This is a genomic window from Sphingopyxis sp. FD7 (assembly GCF_003609835.1).
GTDB lineage: Bacteria > Pseudomonadota > Alphaproteobacteria > Sphingomonadales > Sphingomonadaceae > Sphingopyxis.
On sequence record NZ_AP017898.1, the window covers coordinates 2,168,076 to 2,185,849 of the forward strand.

Here is a 17,774-nt window from a genome sequence, read left to right on the forward strand (position 1 = left end):
CCTTGGGGGTAATAAGCGCTCAATGCACCGTAACGGGCGCTACGCCGCCTCCGCGCGCCGCCGCGAACATCACGCCGTCGCGCACCGCCTCGGGCGCATCCTCCAGCATGTAGAGCTTTACCAGCTCGCGCGTGACCTCGCTGTCGTCGTCGACGACCAGCCGCAGCGCCTCGATCCCCAGCGGTCCGCGCGCGATCACGACGCCGCGCACCAGCGACAGCGGCCAGCGCGCGCTCGCGCCGCGATAGAGCATCACCCCGTCGTGGCGGACATAATCGCGCCGCCGCCTCCACAGGCGGATCGTCGCGGTCCACAGCATCAGCACCGCCGCAACGCCGATCAGCTCCAGCGGCTGCGCGAACATCATGGTCCACATCGCACTCGCGGGATCGTCGCCCCAGTCGAGCCGCGCGGCGAGAATGCCCAGCAGCACCGCGCAGGCAAATTGCCACCCCACCAGCGGGGCCACACGCAGCCGCGCAATCACCACCATCTTCCTGTCCGTATCCGTCATTGCGGCCTGAATAGGGCGGACAGCGACGCCGCGCTACCCCGCGCCTCGGCGGCTGCGGGGATGCGTGTCGATGGCGTGTATGTCGTGAACGCGCCCGTCGGCGAGGGTTATCCCGTGCCGCGGACGAGACGCCCGGTTGGCCGCGACTCGCATCGCCATGCTATGCTGCGCGTCGAAAGGAGAAAGCCCATGCAGGCCGTAACCGAAGGCGATCGCCGCAAGGAGGTGCGCGTGCTCCTCGACCGGATTCAGGCGCATCCCGAACGCGACTGGACCGAAGCGCGTCGTCGCCTCGCGACGCTCAACAAGCTGATCGCCGGACCGCCGCGCCCGCGCGCGCACTGACGCGCGCGCCTCAGCTGCCGGGAAAATCGGCGCCCGCGGTGACGTCGATCGCCGTTTCGCCGCCGGTCGGGATGACCGTGCGCCCGAACCAGACGAAGCGCGCGGTCGGCTGCGTCAGATCGCGGTCATAGCGCGCCGTGACCGCCGCCGGATCATATCCCATCCAGATCAGCGTCGCGGGGAAAATCTGGCTGACCGAATGGCCCTCGCGCGGTGCATCGGCATAGCGCGCCGCGATTCGCGGCGGCAGAAAGGCGAGCAGCGGCACGCGAAACTCGTCGGCCATCGCCTCGCGGCTGCAATGTGGCAGCGCGCCGGGCGTCAGATTCTGCCCATGGTCGGACGTATAGATGATCGCCACCTGCTCGCGGTCGACCCCGGCGAGCAGCCGCCCGAAAAAGCGCGCCTTCGACCAGCGGAGCGCGGTCGCATATTGCTGCGCGACGGGGGCGTCCGGGGGGATGGCGCCCGCGGGATAATGATCGCGATACTGGAAATGGACGCCGCGCAGCACGGCATAGCTAAATGTCTTCGCGTCCCCTTTCAGGCCTCGATTGATCGCGTCGGCCATTTTCAGGTCGGTGTCGATCCCGCCCGGCATCGGCCGATAGGCGTCGATCAGCGCGCGCTCGGGCGGTAGCAGCAGATTCTGCGGCGCCCCCGACGTCTGCCCGTCCATCATCACCGTCCGATATCCCGCAGCCTTCGCATAGGCCCAGATCGACGGCGTACGGCGCAGGTCGGCGCCCGCATCGACGCGGCGCACGTTGACCCCTGAGCGCAGCGCCACCTGCGCGGGCGCGCTGCAATGCCCCATCGCCGCTGCAACCCCGAAGTCGAGGTGCGGCGTGTCCGCCAGCGTCGGTGCGATCAGTCGCCGAAAGGGCGCTTCGGCAACGCTCTCGTCGATCACCCACAGGATGTGCCGCGGCGTGCCGGCGGAAGCGCGCGCCACGATCTCGACCGCGCCGCGTGGCGGCGGCGGCGGCGCTGCCGCAAGGTCGGCAACCAGCCCATAGAGGCTGCGCTCGGCACCCTCGGGCCACAGCGCGGCATGGCGATAAACGATGCTCGGCGCGATAAGCAGCGCGAGCGTCGCCACCGCCAGGCCACCGCCCCATGGCCAGCGCACCGCGCGCCGCGCGAGCCGCCGCGCCGCGACGAACAGCGCCAGTGCGGCCGCGACCTGCGCTGCGGCCCACAGCAATTCGCCGCTGAACTCGCCTGCGGCATTTCCCGCCTGCCGGACTTCGGCGAACAGCCAGGCAAGCGAGCCCGCATCGAGCAGCTCGGCAACAAGCTGCGCGTAACCCAGGTTCACGGCGATCGAGACGCCCGCGAGCAGAAGCAGCATCGCGGCCCAGCGACGCGGAAAAAGCCACAGCGCCGCCATCAGCGCCGCCGCCTGAAAGACGAGGAAAAACAGCGCCGTCGCGGCGCTCGGCGCGTCGCCCGCGGCGAACCGATAGGCGACACTGTGGATCAACTGAAAGCGGTTGGCGATAATATAACCGCCGCCGAACAGCAGCAGCGCGACCGCCAGCTGCACCATTGTGGGCGCGCCAAACCTCCGCCCGACCTTCACCCCGATCCCCCTCATCCGCCGCTCTGGTCACCCGAATCCAAAAGTTCGCCACATTGATGTCGTCACCCCGGGCCCGACCCGGGGTGACGATGATGAAACAAGCGTCGATTCCACCACAATAGGCCGTAAAGCTTGAAAAATCTCAAAGGAATGGCCCACACGCGGCCACTCAGGCGGCGGGCGCCAGGATCTTCTTTTCGATCACGCGGATGAACAGCTCGGCATCCTGCGCTCCCGGCACCAGCATCTGGCCGCCCAGAATGAAGGCGGGCACCCCGGTGATGTTCCGCTCCGCCCACCAATGCTCTTCGGTCCGCACCATTTCCCCGAACTCGTCCGATGCCAATATGGCGGCCGCGCGCTCGCGGTCGAGCCCGACCGACGCCGCGACATCGGCGAGCACGTCATGGTCGCTGACATCGCGATTGTCGGTGAAGTGCGCGCGGAACAACGCCAGCTTGAGCGCCGTCTGCACTCCCGTTGCCGCTTGCTGGTCGGACGATTCCATGGCGCCAGCCCAGGTCAACAGGCGGTGCGCATCGAAACTGTTGCGCATCCGGAAATCAGGGCCACGGTTGAAGGCAAAGCCCAGCTTGTCCGCGATCGCTGCAAGTCGCCCCGTGTTGGCGCGGCTCTGCTCGGCACTGATGCCATATTTGCGCATCACATGCGCCGCGGCGTCTTCGCCATCCGGCGGCATGTCGGGATTAAGCTCGAAGGGATGCCACTGAACGCGGAAATCGAGCCGCCCTTTGAAATGATCCATCACCTGCCGGAACTTCAGCCAGCCGATGATGCACCAGGGACACATGACGTCGGACACGATGTCGACACTCAGGCGCGGTACGTGCGGCTCCGTCAATTGTCTTCTCCCGTTGGCGCTCGCCGCAGCGCTCACTCGTCCGATCGGCGGTCCCTGCCTGTGCGCCGGTCGCCCTTGCGGCGATCCGGCCCCTGAAAATCGGGATCGTCGGCAACGCGGCGATCGCCAGCCCGCCGATCCGACTTCGCCCGTTTGTTTCCATCATTTTCCATACGCTTCCTCCCCACCACAAGGACGATGAAGCGACCCGGCGCCAGTTGCTCACAAAATGCTGTTCCTGACAAGCGGAGGCGGCAAAGCCGCTCCGTCGCACGGTGCGGCCGCCCGCCTGCGTCAAAGCCGCGCTTCGAGCCGCGCGAGCAATTGCTGCACCGGCGTCGCCGCGGGCGCGTTCCAGCCCGCCTCGATCAGCGCAATCCGCTCGAACAAGCGCTCGCTTGCCGCGATGATCCGGCGAAGCGACGCATCGAATCCGGCGCAGATCGCCCAGTCGGCCGCCACCGGTTCGCCGATCCGCGCCGCGCTGTCGTGCGGGCCCGCGCCCGGATCGCCCGCGAGCATCGCCCGGCGGTGGAGCAGCCAGGCGATGATGTGCATCAGCCGCGTCGTTGTCTTGAGCGATTCGCACGCCAGCGAAACCTGCGCCAACGCGTCGCCCTTTGGCGCGCCGTCGTTGCGGAGGCTGAGGTCGCGCTGCGCCGCAAAGGCCGCGTGCGCCTCGTCGGCGAGCAGCATCGCCTCGACATAGAGATTTTCGACCTGAGCGCGCTGCACCGGCCGCCCCTGCGCATTCAGCTCTGTTCGTTCACCGTCCATGCCGGCGGAAATGCCATGCCGCGCATGGACTGGGCAATGCCGCTAACCATGAAATCTGAAGACGCCGCTGTCCCGCTTTGATCGAGGCGTTCAGGCGATGATGTCGGGGAGCAGTTGATCCTCGCACCAGGCGATTTCGTCGCGCAGCTTGAGCTTGCGCTTCTTGAGCCGCGCGAGTTGAAGCTGGTCGGCGACCGCGGCGCTGCCGAGCGCGATGATCGCCGCGTCGAGGTCGCGGTGCTCGATCCGAAGCAATTCGAGGCGCTGGCTGATCTCTTCGGGGCTCACGCGCCAACCCTGCCACGTTCACCACTGGTCCGCAACGGGGACCGACTGGCCGAATCGTGACGACATTGCGCCCGATTCATGATTTACTCAGGCCTGTCCATCGAGTCGAAAAGGAGAATGCCATATGAGCAGGTCGCACCTTTCCACCCTGAAGTCCCGCCACGCGGACCTCGATGCGAAAATTGCGAATGAAGAACGTCGCCCCGCCCCGGATACCGGCGTGCTGGCGCAGCTCAAGAAGCAGAAACTGAAACTCAAGGAAGAGATGCTCGCGATCGGCTGATCGCCAGCGCTATCGCCGGCGGATGCCGCCCCTTGTGGGACGCATCAGCGTCGGCGATAGAAGGGGGCGCCAACGGCCCCCTGGTGCCGCAGATGCGGCGGCAGATCGGACCGCGATACCAGCTGACGGCGCACCGCCTGAGGATCGACCAGCCGATCGAACGCAATTCCGAACTTGCCCTCGCCGGTCCAGATCACGCGCCCCGCAACCGGCCCGATGTTGCGCAGCTCGACCTCGACCGCCGCGCCCTGTTCGACCGCCAGCTTCGCTTCGGCGAGCATTCCGCCCGGCGACAGGTTGCGCACACGCACGGTGATCCGGTCGGGCCGTCCGGCCAGCGCCAGTTCGGCCTGCATGAACAGGCTGTCGCGATCGGCGCTGCGCGACAGCGCCGCGACCTCCTCGTCCACTGTTGCCGGTCGTTGCGAATCCATGGCTGCGCCCCATTTCGTGTCGTTGCGGCACGGAATCTAGGGCGGCGCGGTTGCCGAATCGTAAATGGGGTGCGTGCGCGCGATCAGTCTTCGCGCGAAATCCGCTCGTTACGCTCATGGCGCTCCTGCGCTTCCAGCGTCATCGTCGCAATCGGCCGCGCCTGGAGCCGCGCGAGCGAGATCGGCTCGCCGGTCACCGCGCAATAGCCATATTCGCCCTCGTCGATCCGGCGGATCGCGGCGTCGATCTTGGCGATCAGCTTGCGCTGGCGGTCGCGGGTGCGAAGCTCGATCGCCCAGTCGGTCTCGCTCGACGCGCGGTCGGCGAGGTCGGGTTCGCGCAGCGGGCCGTCCTGCAAATGCGCCAGCGTCGATTCGGCTTCGCTGAGGATCGATTTCTTCCAGGCGATGAGCAGGCCGCGGAAATACTCCTGCTGCCGCTCGTTCATAAACTCTTCGTCGTCGCTCGGGACATAGTCCGAATCGAGATTGGATTTGGCTTCGCGAAGCGCGTCAGCGCCAACATCGGCAATCTTGGTCGGCATGAGGGGCTCTCGCGTCCTTTCCTGTCACCGGCGCGCCGCCAAAGCGGCTCGGGGAGTGGCGCGCCTATAACCAGCCGCTTGCGACGATACAAGCGCCGAAGCCGCCGATAGCGATATGGCGTGAAGCCGCGATGAACCGGCGGCGATTCTCGCCGCTCGTCGCATCTGCCCGCCACGGCCGCGCCAACGATCATTTAGGTCCGAAGATTAACCAATCATATAGAATCATTGCCTTTTACGTTCCGTTTTGGGACAGATGCAGCGATTTGGATTGATTTCGCGCTCCCTTTCCCACTGTCGGACAGGCAAAAGCGGTTAACGCGATTGCCGCGTTCACAAAGCTTTGGCCTTTCTGCGTCTAGCGAATAGCGAAAGCGGATTGGGCGTGCCGGGTCGCTGGCGCTTCGCACCTGCAACGGGAAAGAGAGAAGAACCTATGTCTGTCCGGATGGCTCTCGCCAAGCTCTGTGCCTGCACCTGCGGCGGCGCGATTATCGGCAGCGGCGCGATGCAGGTCGCCGATGTCCCCTCGGCGCGCGCGCAAACCGTCAAATGCTCGCCCTGCGCACCCAAGAAGGTCGTGCGCAAGCGCCACGCCGCGCGCAAGCCGGTAAAGCGCGTGCGCCGCGTCGTGACGACGAAGAAGGTGATCCGCACCGCAACGCCGCAGCAGCAGGTGGTGACGCAGACCATCCCACTGCCCCCGATCCCCTATGCCCCCTTTCCGCAAGCGGGCTGGGAAGGCGGCGGCGGTAGCGGCGGCGGCGTCACCGTGATCGGCGGCGGCTTTGGCGGCGGCTTCGGCGGCGGTTTCTTCGGCGGCTTTTTTGGCGGCAGTTCGGGTGGCAGCAGCGGCAGCATCGTCGTGACCTCGACCACCACGGGCGGGCTCAGCACGACGAGCAGCAGCACCTCCGGCGGCGTGTCGACCTCGACCGGGGGCGTCAGCACCTCGACCTCGACGGGCGGCGTATCGACCTCGACCGGCGGCGTATCGACCTCGACTTCCACCGGTGGCATCAGCTCGACGACCTCGACGGGTGGCGTCTCGACCTCAACCGGCGGCGTCAGCACCTCGACTGGGGGCGTGAGCACATCGACCGGCGGCGTCTCGACTTCGACCGGCGGCGTCAGCACCTCAACCGGTGGGGTCAGCAGCACGTCGTCGAGCAGCAGTTCGTCGTCGAGTTCGTCCTCATCTTCCTCCTCGTCATCCTCGTCCTCGTCGAGCTCGTCGTCGGGCGGCAGCTCGTCGAAGGGCGGCTCGTCGCACGGCAGTTCGAGCTGGGGCGGGTCCAGCGGGTCGAGCGGCAGTTCGGGCGGATCGAGCAGCAGCTCGTCGGGCGGTTCGGGAAGCTCCTCGTCGAGCAGCAGCAGCTCGTCGTCATCCTCCTCGTCGAGCAGCACGTCGAGCGGCGCGACCTCGTCGGGCGCCACTGGCGGCAGCAGCAGCTGGGGTTCGACCGGCAGCACCGGCTCCTCGTCCTCTTCGTCGTCGAGCAGCAGCTCGTCGTCGAGTTCGTCCAGTTCCTCCTCGTCGAGCTCGGGCGGCAGCACGAGCAGCTCGTCGGGTGACCCGACGCCGGTTCCCGCGCCACCGATGCTGCTATTGTTCGGCGCCGCGGCGGCGGCACTCGTCGCGCGCCGCCGCGCCGCGAATCGCAACGACGACAAAGCCGACGCGGCCTGATCCGAATCCACTGGCGGCCAGGGGGGCTAGCCCTGACCACCGAACTGAGGGCCGCTCTTTGGAGCGGCCCTTTTTTACGCGCGCCGCGTCCGAGCAACGGGGTTGCGCGCGCCCGGCGGTAACGCCATAGCGCGTGGCCATGCACGATATCCGCCTGATCCGCGATAACCCGCACGCCTTTGACGCCGGCCTCGCGCGGCGCGGCCTTGAGCCCCTGTCCGCCGAGATTCTTGCGGCCGACGCCGCCCTCCGCGCCTTGCAGACCGACATCCAGGCATCGCTCGCGCGCCGCAACGAAGCCTCGAAACTGATCGGGCAGGCGATGGCCGCGGGCGACAGGGACAAGGCCGAGGCGCTGAAGGCCGAGGTCGCCGACCTGAAAGCCGCGCTCCCGGCGAAGGAAGAGGCCGAGCGTGCGCAGCTTTCGGCGCTGCACGACCGCCTCGCGGCGCTCCCCAACCTCCCCGCCGACGATGTTCCCGATGGCGAGGATGAGGCAGCCAATGTCGAAATATCGCGCTGGGGCACCCCGCGCAGCTTCGACTTCGCGCCGCAGGAGCACGCCGATTTCGCCCCCGCGCTCGGCCTCGACTTCGAGACCGCGGCGAAGATGTCCGGCGCGCGCTTCGCTTTCCTCAAAGGCCCGATGGCGCGGCTCGAACGCGCGCTCGGCCAGTTCATGCTCGACAAGCAGACGATCGAGGCGGGCTATAGCGAATGTGCGACCCCGCTGATGGTCCGCGACGACGCGGCGTTCGGGACGACGCAGCTCCCCAAGTTCCGCGAGGATCTGTTCCAGACCACCGACGGCATGTGGCTCATCTCGACCTCCGAAATGAGCCTCACCAACGCGGTGCGCGAAGAGATTCTCGCCGAGGCCGACCTGCCGATCCGCATGACCGCGCTTACCCCCTGTTTCCGGTCGGAGGCCGGGTCGGCGGGGCGCGACACGCGCGGCTATATCCGCCAGCATCAATTCTGGAAGGTCGAGCTGGTGTCGATCACCCGCCCGGAGGACAGCGACGCCGAGCTCGAACGCAAGACGCGCGCCGCCGAAACCATCCTCGAGGCGCTGGAGCTGCCCTATCGCAAGATGCTGCTGTGCGCCGGCGACATGGGTTTTGCCGCGCGCAAGACCTATGACCTCGAAGTCTGGCTGCCCGGCCAGAACGCCTATCGCGAGATTTCGAGCTGCTCGAACTGCGGCGATTTCCAGGCGCGGCGCATGAACACACGCTTTCGCCGCGAGGGCGCCAAGGGCAATGAGTTCGTCCACACGCTGAACGGATCGGGCCTCGCGGTCGGGCGCACGCTCGTCGCGATCCTCGAAAATTACCAGCAGGCCGACGGCAGCGTTGATATTCCGAAGGCGCTGCTGCCCTATATGGGCGGGATCACCCGGCTGACACCCTGACCCGTCATTGCGAGCGCAGCGAAGCAATCTCCAGCCTTCGACCAAGCGCATCCCGATAGCTGGAGATTGCTTCGTCGCTGCGCTCCTCGCAATGACGCTGAACGGACGGTCAAATGCGCATCCTCCTCACCAACGACGACGGCTATCACGCCCCCGGCATGGCGGTGCTCGAAGCGATCGCGCGCCAGCTGTCGGACGACATCTGGGTCTGCGCCCCCGCCGAAGAGCAATCGGGCGCCGGCCATTCGCTTACCCTGTCGCGCCCCGTGCGCATCCGTCAGCATGGCGAGCGCCGCTGGTCGTGCAGCGGCACGCCGACCGATTCGGTGATGATGGCGATCGGCAAGCTGATGCCCGAAAAGCCCGACCTGATCCTTTCGGGCGTCAACCGCGGCGCCAACCTGGGCGACGACATCACCTATTCGGGCACCGTTTCGGCGGCGATCGAGGGGGCGCTCGCGGGCATCCGCGCGATCGCGCTCAGCCAGGTCTATGCCCGCGAAGGCATGGGCGACAGCGTCCCGTTCGAGGCGGCTGAACAATGGGGTGCCAGGGTGCTCGCCCCGCTGATGACGATGGACATGGCGCCGCGCACGCTCATCAACATCAACTTCCCCGCGATCCCCGCCGCCGAGGTCAGGGGCATCCGCGTCACGCGCCAGGGTTTCCACGACTATGGCCGCGGCTCGATCGTCGAAGGCACCGACCCGCGCGGCTATCCCTATTACTGGTTCGGCCTCCACGGAATCGAGCATAGCCTGGGCCACGACAGCGACCTTGAGGCGATCGACGACCGCTTCATCTCGGTCACCCCGCTCCAGCTCGACCTGACGCACGATCCCTCGCTCGCCGCGCTGCGCGCCGCTTACGGGGCTGACAAAACGTAAGCCTCACGGTCATCCCAGCGAAGGCCGGGATCTCGCCGGTGCGGCATGGCGAAAGGTCGAGATCCCGGCCTTCGCCGGGATGACAACACGGGAACTGGCTTTCCGCTCGCGGCTTTGGCACAAGGGCCGCGATGAGCAAAAGGACCAAACCCCGGCTGCATATCCAGGGCAGCTTCCACCTGCTCAAACGTGCGAGCAAATGGCCGATCTGGGCCGACGTCGTCACGCGTCTCAGCATCGCCTTCGCCCTGATCGGCGTTGTCGTGCTCGTTCACTGGATCGACCGCGACGGATTGATCGACCATCATGATGGCCACATCAGCTTCCTCGACGTCGTCTATTTCACGATGATTTCGGTCACGACGACGGGGTTCGGCGACATCGCGCCGATCTCCGACCGCTCGCGGCTGATCGAAGCGGTGATCGTCACGCCGATCCGCATCGCGGTGCTCTTCATCTTCGTCGGCACCGCCTATAATTTCGTCATCAAGCGCACATGGGAAAAATGGCGTATGGCCCGCATCCAGTCCAAGCTCACCAATCATATCGTCGTGCTCGGCTATGGCGTCAGCGGCGCCGAGGCGGTTCATGAGCTGATCCAGCGTGGCACCGACCCGTCGTGTATCGTCGTCATCGACCAGTCGCCCGCGCGCATCAGCGCCGCCGAGGCGGCGGGATGCAATGTGCTCGCGGGCGACGCCTCGAACGACGAAACGCTCGTCGCCGTGCGCGTCGCGGAGGCGCAGTCGGTGCTCGTGTCGGCGGGGCGCGACGATACCTCGATCCTCATCGTGCTCACTGTTCGCCATCTCGCCCCGAAAGTGCCGATCAGCGTCGTTATCCGCGCACAGGACAATGAACTGCTCGCCCGGCAGGCGGGGGCGAACAATGTCATCAACCCGGTCAGCTTTACCGGCCTGCTGCTCGCCGGATCGGCACAGGGCGCGCATGTCGCCGACTATATGGCCGACCTTGCCAGCATCGGCGGCCGCGTCCAGCTTCGCGAACGACCGGTCGCCGCCGAGGAGGTCGGGCGCAGCCTCGACCAGCTCGCAAGCGGCGGGCGCGGGCTGCGCGTCTATCGCGCGGGCACGCCCTATGGCTTTTGGGAGCCCCAGGCCCAGCGGCTCGAACATGGCGACTTCATCGTCGAAGTCGTCCGCTGTGACGACAATGAGGCGGCCGTTCCCGCCGCCTGACGGCTCGATCGATCAGCCGAGAATGACGAACACCGCACCCATCGCGGCATAGAAGAGCAGCCAATATCCCGCGTCGATCGCGAACAGCCTGCCGCTCGCGCGGCTGAACAGATAGTTGGTGCCGATCGCCGGAACGACAAAGCCCAAAGCAACGCCCACCGAAATCATCATCGTCGATCGCGCGCTCATCTCGCCGAAATGCGCCAGCAGATGGCCCAGGAAGACCGCCGACACGATGCTGAGCAAAAAGGTCGTGCCATAGATCAGCGCGAAATTGCCCTGCTTCAGCTCCTCTTCGGTAAAGCCATGCTCTTTCATCCACAGCTTGCCGAACAGCGGCCCGTACCAGATGCCGCCGACAACGAAGCCCGCCGCCGCCGCGACGATGATTGCGATCCAGCTCAGATTTGCCATTTCATCCTCCCCTTCCGGCGCGCACCATGCTCCGTCTCGCCGCGCGTGACAAGCGGCGCAAAATCGACTATGCGCGCCGCCGATCATGACAACCAAGACTCTTCCTGCCCAGCCGAAAGTCGGCATGGTGTCGCTCGGCTGCCCCAAGGCGCTCGTCGACAGTGAACGGATATTGACCAAGCTGCGCGCCGACGGTTACGGCCTGTCGCCCGACTATGCGGGCGCCGACGTCGTGCTCGTCAACACCTGCGGCTTTCTCGACTCGGCGAAGGAAGAAAGCCTCGAGGCGATCGGCGAGGCGATGGCCGAGAATGGCCGCGTCATCGTCACCGGCTGCATGGGCAATGAGGCCGAAGCGATCCGCGCGCGCTTCCCGAACGTCCTCGCGGTCACCGGCGCGCATCAATATGAGCAGGTCGTCGATGCCGTCCACGACGCCGCACCGCCGACGCAAGGGCCGTTCGTCGACCTCGTTCCCGAAGGTGGGCTGAAACTGACGCCGCGCCACTACAGCTACCTCAAGATCAGCGAAGGCTGCAACCACAGCTGCGCCTTCTGCATCATCCCCGACCTACGCGGCAAACTTGTCAGTCGCCGCATCGACGCGGTGCTGCGCGAGGCCGAAAAACTCGTCGCGGCGGGAACGAAGGAGCTGCTGGTCATCAGCCAGGACACCTCGGCCTATGGCGTCGATATTCGCCACGACCCGCGCCAATGGCACGGCCGCGAGGTGCGCGCGCACATGACCGACCTCGCGCGCGAACTCGGCCGGCTGCGCACCGGCGAGGGCCACGCGCCGTGGGTGCGCCTCCACTATGTCTATCCCTATCCGCACGTCGACGCCGTCATCCCGCTGATGGCCGAAGGGCTGCTGACGCCTTATCTTGACATCCCCTTCCAGCACGCGAGCCCCAGCGTCCTCAAGCGCATGAAGCGCCCCGCGAACGAAGCGAAGGTGCTCGAACGGCTGAAGAATTGGCGCGCCATCGCCCCCGACATCGCAATCCGCTCCAGCTTCGTCGTCGGCTTCCCCGGCGAGACCGAGGCGGATTTCCAATATCTGCTCGACTGGCTCGACGAAGCGCAGCTCGACCGCGTCGGCGCCTTCCGCTTCGAGCCCGTCGCGGGCGCGCAGGCGAATGCCCTGCCCGACCCCGTGCCCGAAGAGGTCAAGGAGGAACGCTTCCAGCGGATCATGGCAAAAACCGCCGCGATCAGCGCCGCCAAGCTGGAGGCCAAGATCGGCCGCACCCTCCCCGTCATCATCGACGAGATCGGCGACGCCGACGAAGAGGGCAGCATCGGCGCGACGGGCCGGTCACAGGCCGACGCGCCCGAAATCGACGGCCACGTCTACCTCCGCGACGTCGCGGCGACGCTGAAGGCGGGCGACATCGTCGACGTCGTCGTCGAGGATGCCGACGAACACGACCTGTTCGGCGTGGTGACCTGAACCCAGCCCTGCCGAAAATCGCTGTCCTACAGGACGCGGCTCCCATAGCCTTGCGGGATGGTCATCGCCCGCGCCCTTGAACAGCGATTTGCGAGTGAAGTTGCGCAGTTTTCTGCGACTTTCCGAGAATCAGGCTTTCTTTCACGTCGTCATCCCGGACCTGATCCGGGATCCAGGGGCGATGCTGAGGGGTTCCCGGATCAAATCCGGCATGAAGCACCTGCTGGGCAGCAATGCAAAACGCGATTTGCGAGTGAAGTTAGGCGGATTTCCGCCACTTTCGCCGCGGCCATTCCATCCTTAAAACAGCCGCGTCAGCGCATAGAAGAGCGCCGCCACCGCCGCGCTGGCCGGAATGGTGATGAACCACGCCGCGATGACATTGCCCGCGACGCCCCAGCGCACCGCGCTCGCGCGCCGTGCGACGCCGGCGCCTATGATGCTGCCGGTAATCGTGTGCGTCGTCGATACCGGGATACCGAGCAGGCTGGCGGTAAACACCATGATCGACCCGCCGGTCGAGGCGGCAAAGCCCTGATGATGCGACAATTTGGTGATGCGCCCGCCCATCGTCTCGATAATCTTCCACCCGCCCGACAGCGTGCCGAGCGCGATCGCGATATAACAGGAAAATGCGACCCAGTGCGGCACATGGAACTCGCCCGACAGATAACCGGTCGAATAGAGCAGCACCGCGATGATCCCCATCGTCTTCTGCGCATCATTGAGCCCGTGGCTCAGCGAATAGGCGGCAGACGAAAAGAGGTGGAGATAGCGAAAGGTCGATTCGGCGAATTTGGCGGTCGCGCGGTGCAGCGCCCAGCTGCTGGCCAGCATCACCAGCATCGCCAGCAACATGCCGAGCATCGGCGACAGGAAGATCGCGATGACCGTCTTGTTGAGCCCGCTCCACTGGATACCCTCGAACCCCGCATGGGCGACCCCCGCGCCGACGATGCCGCCAACGAGTGCGTGACTCGACGAGGACGGGATGCCCTTCAGCCAGGTGACGACATTCCAGACCATCGCGCCGACCAGCGCCCCGAACACGACCGCGGGCGTCACCAGATCCTTGTCGATCAATCCCGCCCCGATCGTCTCGGCAACCTTGTGCAGCGCCGGGAAGGCAAGGCTCAGGAAATAGGCGGCGAAGTTGAAAAAGGCCGCGAACACGACCGCCTGCACCGGGCGCAGCAGTCGCGTCGCAACGACGGTCGCGATGCTGTTCGCCGCGTCGTGCAGGCCGTTCAGGAAATCGAACGCCAGCGCAAGGATGACGAGGCCGACGAGGAGCGGGAAAGCGAGTTCGTGCATGGAATGGCGCCCCGCCTAAGCGTGGTCGATGACCAGGCCGTCGATTTCGTTCGCGACATCCTCGAAACTGTCGGTCACGCGCTCGAGGTGACGGAACAGCTCGCGCGCGATCAGGAAGCGCGTCGGGTTCGCCTCGCCATGCTCGCGGAACAGCCGCTTGAGGCCCGATGCGTGGATTTCATCGGCATGGCCCTCCATCCGCACCAGCCGCTCGGTGAGTTCGTGGAGCCGCGAACCGTTGGCGCCGATGTTGCGGAGCAACGGCAGCGCTTCCGCCGTCAGGCGCGCGGCATCGACGATGATGCCCGCAATGTCGCGCATCTCGGGCTCGAACTCGGTAACGTCATAGAGGTCGACCGCGCCCGCGGTCTTCTGCATCTCGTCGATCGCATCGTCCATCGACGCGATGAGGTCGGTGATCGCGCCCCGGTCAAAGGGGGTCAGGAAGGTGCGGCGAACGGTCTGGAGCACCTCGCGCGTGATCGCGTCGGCGTCATGCTCGCGCTCGATAATCTCGCGCACATGGTCGGCCATGCCCTCGCCGCCCTGCAACATCCGCGACAAAGCGTTGGCGCCCGCAACCAGCGTCGCCGCATGGCTTTCGAACAACTCGAAAAAATTGCCCTGTCGCGGCAGCAGCCGCTGAAACCATGCGAACATCCGGCTTACCCCCGTCTTGTCATCCCCGTTCGGCACCGCGCCGCGCGGCTGCGCGACGGCACGGAAGCCGCCATCGCCGAAGGACCGGATCAACGCCTGCAGATCGGCCTCATCGACCGCCGCTGCCGCGTCGGCGAAGGAGAACCATTTGCGTTCGCGCTCGTCCATTTCCTTCCACTCGTTGAGCTCGCTGGTCACCGCGAGCGGAAAGACTTCGACATGATACATGATCGACGCGCCGTTCGCGCGACGCTTGCGATACTGATAACTGCCGATCGGGGTGGGGCAGACCGCGCCGACCACCCCCGCTTCCTCTTCGGCCTCGACCGCTGCTGCGGCGTGGCGCTCCATCCCGGTCAGCGGATTGCCTTTGGGTATGACCCAGCGCTTCGTCTCACGCGAGGTGATCAGCAGGATTTCGGTCGGACCATCCTGCGCCGGACCACCGAATCGGTAGGGAAGGACGGCGATTTGACGCATAAGGCTCCATCCTTTCCGGGGGTTGGCGTGACCGGGTGGTCAAAAGATGACAGATTGGTTTCGCGCCTATGACATTTTTGTGACAGCTACAAGTTGAGCTGCACCAATTCGTCGCGGTTTCCGTGAACGTCAATTCGATTGCAAAATGCAACGCGGTGCGTAAGCTGCCTGCAAACGACGACTGGGAGATGACATGATGGTGAACAGGGCGAGCCCCGTGGATCAGGATGTGCTGATCGTCGGCGCGGGCATTTCGGGCATCGGCATGGCGGTTCACCTCCAGATGCACTGCCCCGACCGCAGTTTCGCCCTCGTCGAGCGCCGCGCGCAGCTGGGCGGCACCTGGGATCTGTTTCGCTATCCCGGCATCCGTTCGGACAGCGACATGCACACGCTGGGCTTTATCTTCGAGCCGTGGAAACATGAAAAATCGATCGCCGACGGCCCCGCGATCCTCGAATATCTGAACCGCATCGTCGACGAACGCCACATCCGCGAGCGCATCCGCTTCGACCGCAAGGTCGTCGGCGCCGATTGGGACAGCGCCGCCGCGCGCTGGACGGTGAGCATGGAGGACAGCGAGGGCCGGGTTTCGACGACGACCGCGCGCTGGCTCTATCTCGGGGCGGGCTATTATGACTATGACGAGCCGTTCGACGCCAATTTTGCCGGTCGTGAAGATTTCCAGGGCCAGATCGTCCACCCGCAATTCTGGCCCAAAGACCTGGATTACAAGGACAAAAGGGTCGTCGTGATCGGATCGGGCGCCACCGCGGTCACCATCGTCCCCTCGATGCAGGAGGCGGCGCATGTCACGATGCTCCAGCGCACGCCGACCTGGTATTTCATCCGCCCGGCGAAAGACGGCCTGGCCAATTTCCTGCGCAAGATCCTGCCCGAAAAGCTCGCGTACAAGATCACGCGCTTCAAGAATGTCCGGCTTCAGGACATCGCGTTCCGCCGCGCGCGCGAAAAGCCCGAGAAGGTCAGGGAGTTCCTCACCAGGAAACTGAAAGCGACCCTCGGCGACCATTATGATGCGGAGGCCTTCACCCCGCCCTATAACCCGTGGGAACAGCGGCTCTGCCTCGTCCCCGACGCCGATTTCTTCGAGGCGATGAAGGCGGGCAAGGCGTCGGTCGTCACCGATCATGTCGAGCGGTTCGACGCGAATGGCATCCAGCTCAAATCGGGCAAGCATCTGGACGCCGACATCATCATCACCGCGACCGGGCTCAAGCTCGCGGTCGCGGGCAAGATCCCCGTGCGCGTCGACGGCGCGCGCGTCGATTGGCACGAGCATTTCTATTACAAGGCGTGCATGTTCTCGAACATCCCGAACTTCTCGGCGGTGTTCGGCTATCTCAACGCCAGCTGGACGCTGCGCGCCGACATTGTGTCCGAATATGTCTGCCGCGTGCTCAACCATATGGCGGCGACGAACACCCTTGTGGCAACTCCGGTGCTCGCCGACCCGTCGAGTCTCGAAGAAGAAAATGTCTTCGACTTCTCCTCGGGCTATATCCAGCGCTCGCTGCATATCATGCCCAAAAGCACGGCGTCGCTGCCGTGGCGGCTCAGCCAGAACTATGTCCAGGACCGCATCGACATGCGCACCGGCGCGATCGACGACGGCATTTTGACCTTCACCAACGCGAAGGCGAAAGCAGATCCGGCGCCAACCGAACTGGAAGCCGCGGAGTAAGGATCAATCGACGTGTTCGGCTTTACGCTTGCCAATTCATGCGTCGGCTCCCTCGCTCAGTTGAGCGGCAGGACGTCGCGCGTAAACTCGTCCTTCACGGCTTTCGCGACCGCGCCGGTCATCGGCACGTTGATCCGGTAGCTGCCCTCGGCATAGGGTCCGACTTCATAGGGGGCGATCGCGATCGTCAGGCGGTCGAGATAGCGGCCGTCCGACGAACCGATCCAGACCGTTTGCGTCGATGCCGGCGGGCATTCGGCAAAGGGGCTGTCCGGCGCCTCGTCGACCGTGATGCCCTTCGCGGCTTTCGCGCGCTTTATCCCGGCGCAAAAGGCGTCGCGGACCGCCGCGTCGAAGGCGGCGCTGCTCTCGAACAGGTCGAGCGGCTTCATCCGCTTGCGCCGACCCCGATCCCACAGCAGCGTGTCGAAGACCTCCATCCCGTGCGCGCCGCCCGAATATGTATCGATTTCGGCCGACAGGCTGAGGAAGCGCGGCGTGTCGGTCACGCGCTGCCAGGTCTGCCGATGGCTGTGCGGGCGATAGGGATAGCCGTTCTTTTCGGCCGCGGCCTTGTCGCGCTCCGCCGCCGCGACCAGCGCCGTGCGCTTGGCCGCGCGGTCGCCATCGAGCGCCTTTGCGAGTTCCGGGATGCGCGCGGCCTCGGCCGGATAGCTATAGCTGAACTCGATCAGGTCGTTGCTTTCGCTGACGTGCGATGCCGGGGCATTTTTGGCCGCTTCGTCGGCGGCGCCATGGGGCGGCGCACCGGGAACGGCGGCCGCGGCCGCCTTTTCCGCCTGCGTCGGCTGGTCTTCGGAACAACCCGCCAGCAGTAATGCACCGGCAAGCAACGGAAGCGTGGTTCGCCATGGTCTTTCGATCGTCATGTCCGCATAACTCCGGGAATCGACAAAATATCCCG

At 65.7% G+C, this 17,774-nt stretch carries 21 protein-coding genes; 8 read left to right on the plus strand and 13 right to left on the minus strand.

The features are described 5' to 3' along the window. Positions 1–19 precede the first annotated feature (19 nt). A complete protein-coding gene (locus tag SPYCA_RS10220) occupies positions 20–514 on the minus strand; it encodes a hypothetical protein (protein WP_146625119.1) in 495 nt (164 codons plus the stop codon). 189 nt (positions 515–703) lie between these two features. On the opposite strand from SPYCA_RS10220, the gene SPYCA_RS19265 reads away from it, so the two are divergent. Continuing rightward, entirely contained in the window at positions 704–859 is a 156-nt protein-coding gene (locus SPYCA_RS19265; RefSeq protein WP_172595033.1) for a hypothetical protein, read from the plus strand. Between the two features lie 10 nt (positions 860–869). Here SPYCA_RS19265 and SPYCA_RS10230 read toward each other — a convergent pair whose 3' ends face one another. The 4 genes from SPYCA_RS10230 to SPYCA_RS10245 all read right to left on the minus strand — a co-directional run bounded on the left by SPYCA_RS10230 (position 870) and on the right by SPYCA_RS10245 (position 4,371). Further along, positions 870–2,411, minus strand: coding sequence for a sulfatase-like hydrolase/transferase (locus SPYCA_RS10230; protein WP_172595034.1), 1,542 nt, complete (start codon positions 2,409–2,411; stop codon positions 870–872). A gap of 202 nt (positions 2,412–2,613) precedes the next feature. After that, positions 2,614–3,306, minus strand: a complete 693-nt coding sequence (locus tag SPYCA_RS10235; protein WP_232003262.1) for a DsbA family oxidoreductase — start codon at positions 3,304–3,306, stop codon at positions 2,614–2,616. A 294-nt stretch (positions 3,307–3,600) separates the two neighbouring features. After that, the gene (locus tag SPYCA_RS10240) at positions 3,601–4,083 is read right to left on the minus strand and encodes a DUF1465 family protein (protein WP_232003263.1); all 483 of its coding nucleotides are present in this window, start codon (positions 4,081–4,083) and stop codon (positions 3,601–3,603) included. Positions 4,084–4,173: 90 nt separating this feature from the next. Next, a complete protein-coding gene (locus SPYCA_RS10245) occupies positions 4,174–4,371 on the minus strand; it encodes a YdcH family protein (protein WP_120220145.1) in 198 nt (65 codons plus the stop codon). Between the two features lie 124 nt (positions 4,372–4,495). On the opposite strand from SPYCA_RS10245, the gene SPYCA_RS10250 reads away from it, so the two are divergent. Continuing rightward, a complete protein-coding gene (locus SPYCA_RS10250; RefSeq protein ID WP_084764663.1) occupies positions 4,496–4,654 on the plus strand; it encodes a DUF465 domain-containing protein in 159 nt (52 codons plus the stop codon). 44 nt (positions 4,655–4,698) lie between these two features. Here the strand turns inward: SPYCA_RS10250 and SPYCA_RS10255 are convergent, their stop codons facing one another. The 4 genes from SPYCA_RS10255 to SPYCA_RS10270 form a co-directional block, all read right to left on the minus strand. Beyond that, positions 4,699–5,088: a PilZ domain-containing protein gene (locus SPYCA_RS10255; protein WP_120220147.1), complete on the minus strand. Its 390-nt coding sequence runs from the start codon at positions 5,086–5,088 to the stop codon at positions 4,699–4,701. Between the two features lie 83 nt (positions 5,089–5,171). Further along, entirely contained in the window at positions 5,172–5,633 is a 462-nt protein-coding gene (gene dksA, locus SPYCA_RS10260; protein WP_011541035.1) for an RNA polymerase-binding protein DksA, read from the minus strand. A 333-nt stretch (positions 5,634–5,966) separates the two neighbouring features. Next, complete coding sequence (locus SPYCA_RS10265) at positions 5,967–6,326, minus strand: hypothetical protein (RefSeq protein WP_120220149.1); 360 nt, start codon at positions 6,324–6,326, stop codon at positions 5,967–5,969. Positions 6,327–6,344: 18 nt separating this feature from the next. Next, a complete protein-coding gene (locus SPYCA_RS10270; RefSeq protein WP_232003264.1) occupies positions 6,345–7,334 on the minus strand; it encodes a hypothetical protein in 990 nt (329 codons plus the stop codon). A 128-nt stretch (positions 7,335–7,462) separates the two neighbouring features. Between SPYCA_RS10270 and serS the strand changes: the two genes are divergently transcribed. From serS to SPYCA_RS10285, 3 genes are all read left to right on the plus strand, one after another. Then, a complete protein-coding gene (gene serS, locus SPYCA_RS10275) occupies positions 7,463–8,737 on the plus strand; it encodes a serine--tRNA ligase (RefSeq protein ID WP_120220151.1) in 1,275 nt (424 codons plus the stop codon). Between the two features lie 113 nt (positions 8,738–8,850). After that, positions 8,851–9,624 carry a 5'/3'-nucleotidase SurE gene (surE, locus tag SPYCA_RS10280; RefSeq protein ID WP_120220153.1) on the plus strand — a complete coding sequence of 258 codons (774 nt, stop codon included), beginning with the start codon at positions 8,851–8,853 and terminating at the stop codon, positions 9,622–9,624. A gap of 131 nt (positions 9,625–9,755) precedes the next feature. Beyond that, positions 9,756–10,823 (plus strand): potassium channel family protein, encoded by a 1,068-nt coding sequence (locus tag SPYCA_RS10285; RefSeq protein WP_120220155.1) that lies wholly within the window; start codon positions 9,756–9,758, stop codon positions 10,821–10,823. 12 nt (positions 10,824–10,835) lie between these two features. On the opposite strand, the gene SPYCA_RS10290 is transcribed toward SPYCA_RS10285, so the two are convergent. Continuing rightward, positions 10,836–11,237 carry a DUF1761 domain-containing protein gene (locus SPYCA_RS10290; RefSeq protein WP_120220157.1) on the minus strand — a complete coding sequence of 134 codons (402 nt, stop codon included), beginning with the start codon at positions 11,235–11,237 and terminating at the stop codon, positions 10,836–10,838. An 85-nt stretch (positions 11,238–11,322) separates the two neighbouring features. Between SPYCA_RS10290 and rimO the strand changes: the two genes are divergently transcribed. Both rimO and SPYCA_RS19040 read left to right on the plus strand, forming a co-directional pair. After that, positions 11,323–12,690: a 30S ribosomal protein S12 methylthiotransferase RimO gene (gene rimO, locus SPYCA_RS10295; RefSeq protein WP_120220159.1), complete on the plus strand. Its 1,368-nt coding sequence runs from the start codon at positions 11,323–11,325 to the stop codon at positions 12,688–12,690. Positions 12,691–12,766: 76 nt separating this feature from the next. Next, positions 12,767–12,994, plus strand: a complete 228-nt coding sequence (locus SPYCA_RS19040; protein ID WP_146625120.1) for a hypothetical protein — start codon at positions 12,767–12,769, stop codon at positions 12,992–12,994. Here SPYCA_RS19040 and SPYCA_RS10300 read toward each other — a convergent pair. Continuing rightward, positions 12,991–14,004, minus strand: a complete 1,014-nt coding sequence (locus SPYCA_RS10300; RefSeq protein ID WP_120220161.1) for an inorganic phosphate transporter — start codon at positions 14,002–14,004, stop codon at positions 12,991–12,993. The two genes, SPYCA_RS19040 and SPYCA_RS10300, sit on opposite strands and share 4 nt — an antisense overlap. Positions 14,005–14,019: 15 nt before the next feature. Beyond that, entirely contained in the window at positions 14,020–15,144 is a 1,125-nt protein-coding gene (locus SPYCA_RS10305; RefSeq protein WP_120220163.1) for a DUF47 family protein, read from the minus strand. A gap of 193 nt (positions 15,145–15,337) precedes the next feature. Here SPYCA_RS10305 and SPYCA_RS10310 point away from each other — a divergent pair, with 193 nt between their 5' ends. Beyond that, positions 15,338–16,849 carry a flavin-containing monooxygenase gene (locus SPYCA_RS10310; RefSeq protein WP_120220165.1) on the plus strand — a complete coding sequence of 504 codons (1,512 nt, stop codon included), beginning with the start codon at positions 15,338–15,340 and terminating at the stop codon, positions 16,847–16,849. Positions 16,850–16,905: 56 nt separating this feature from the next. Here SPYCA_RS10310 and SPYCA_RS10315 read toward each other — a convergent pair whose 3' ends face one another. Beyond that, positions 16,906–17,739 (minus strand): DUF3298 and DUF4163 domain-containing protein, encoded by an 834-nt coding sequence (locus SPYCA_RS10315; protein WP_120222269.1) that lies wholly within the window; start codon positions 17,737–17,739, stop codon positions 16,906–16,908. Positions 17,740–17,774 lie beyond the last annotated feature (35 nt).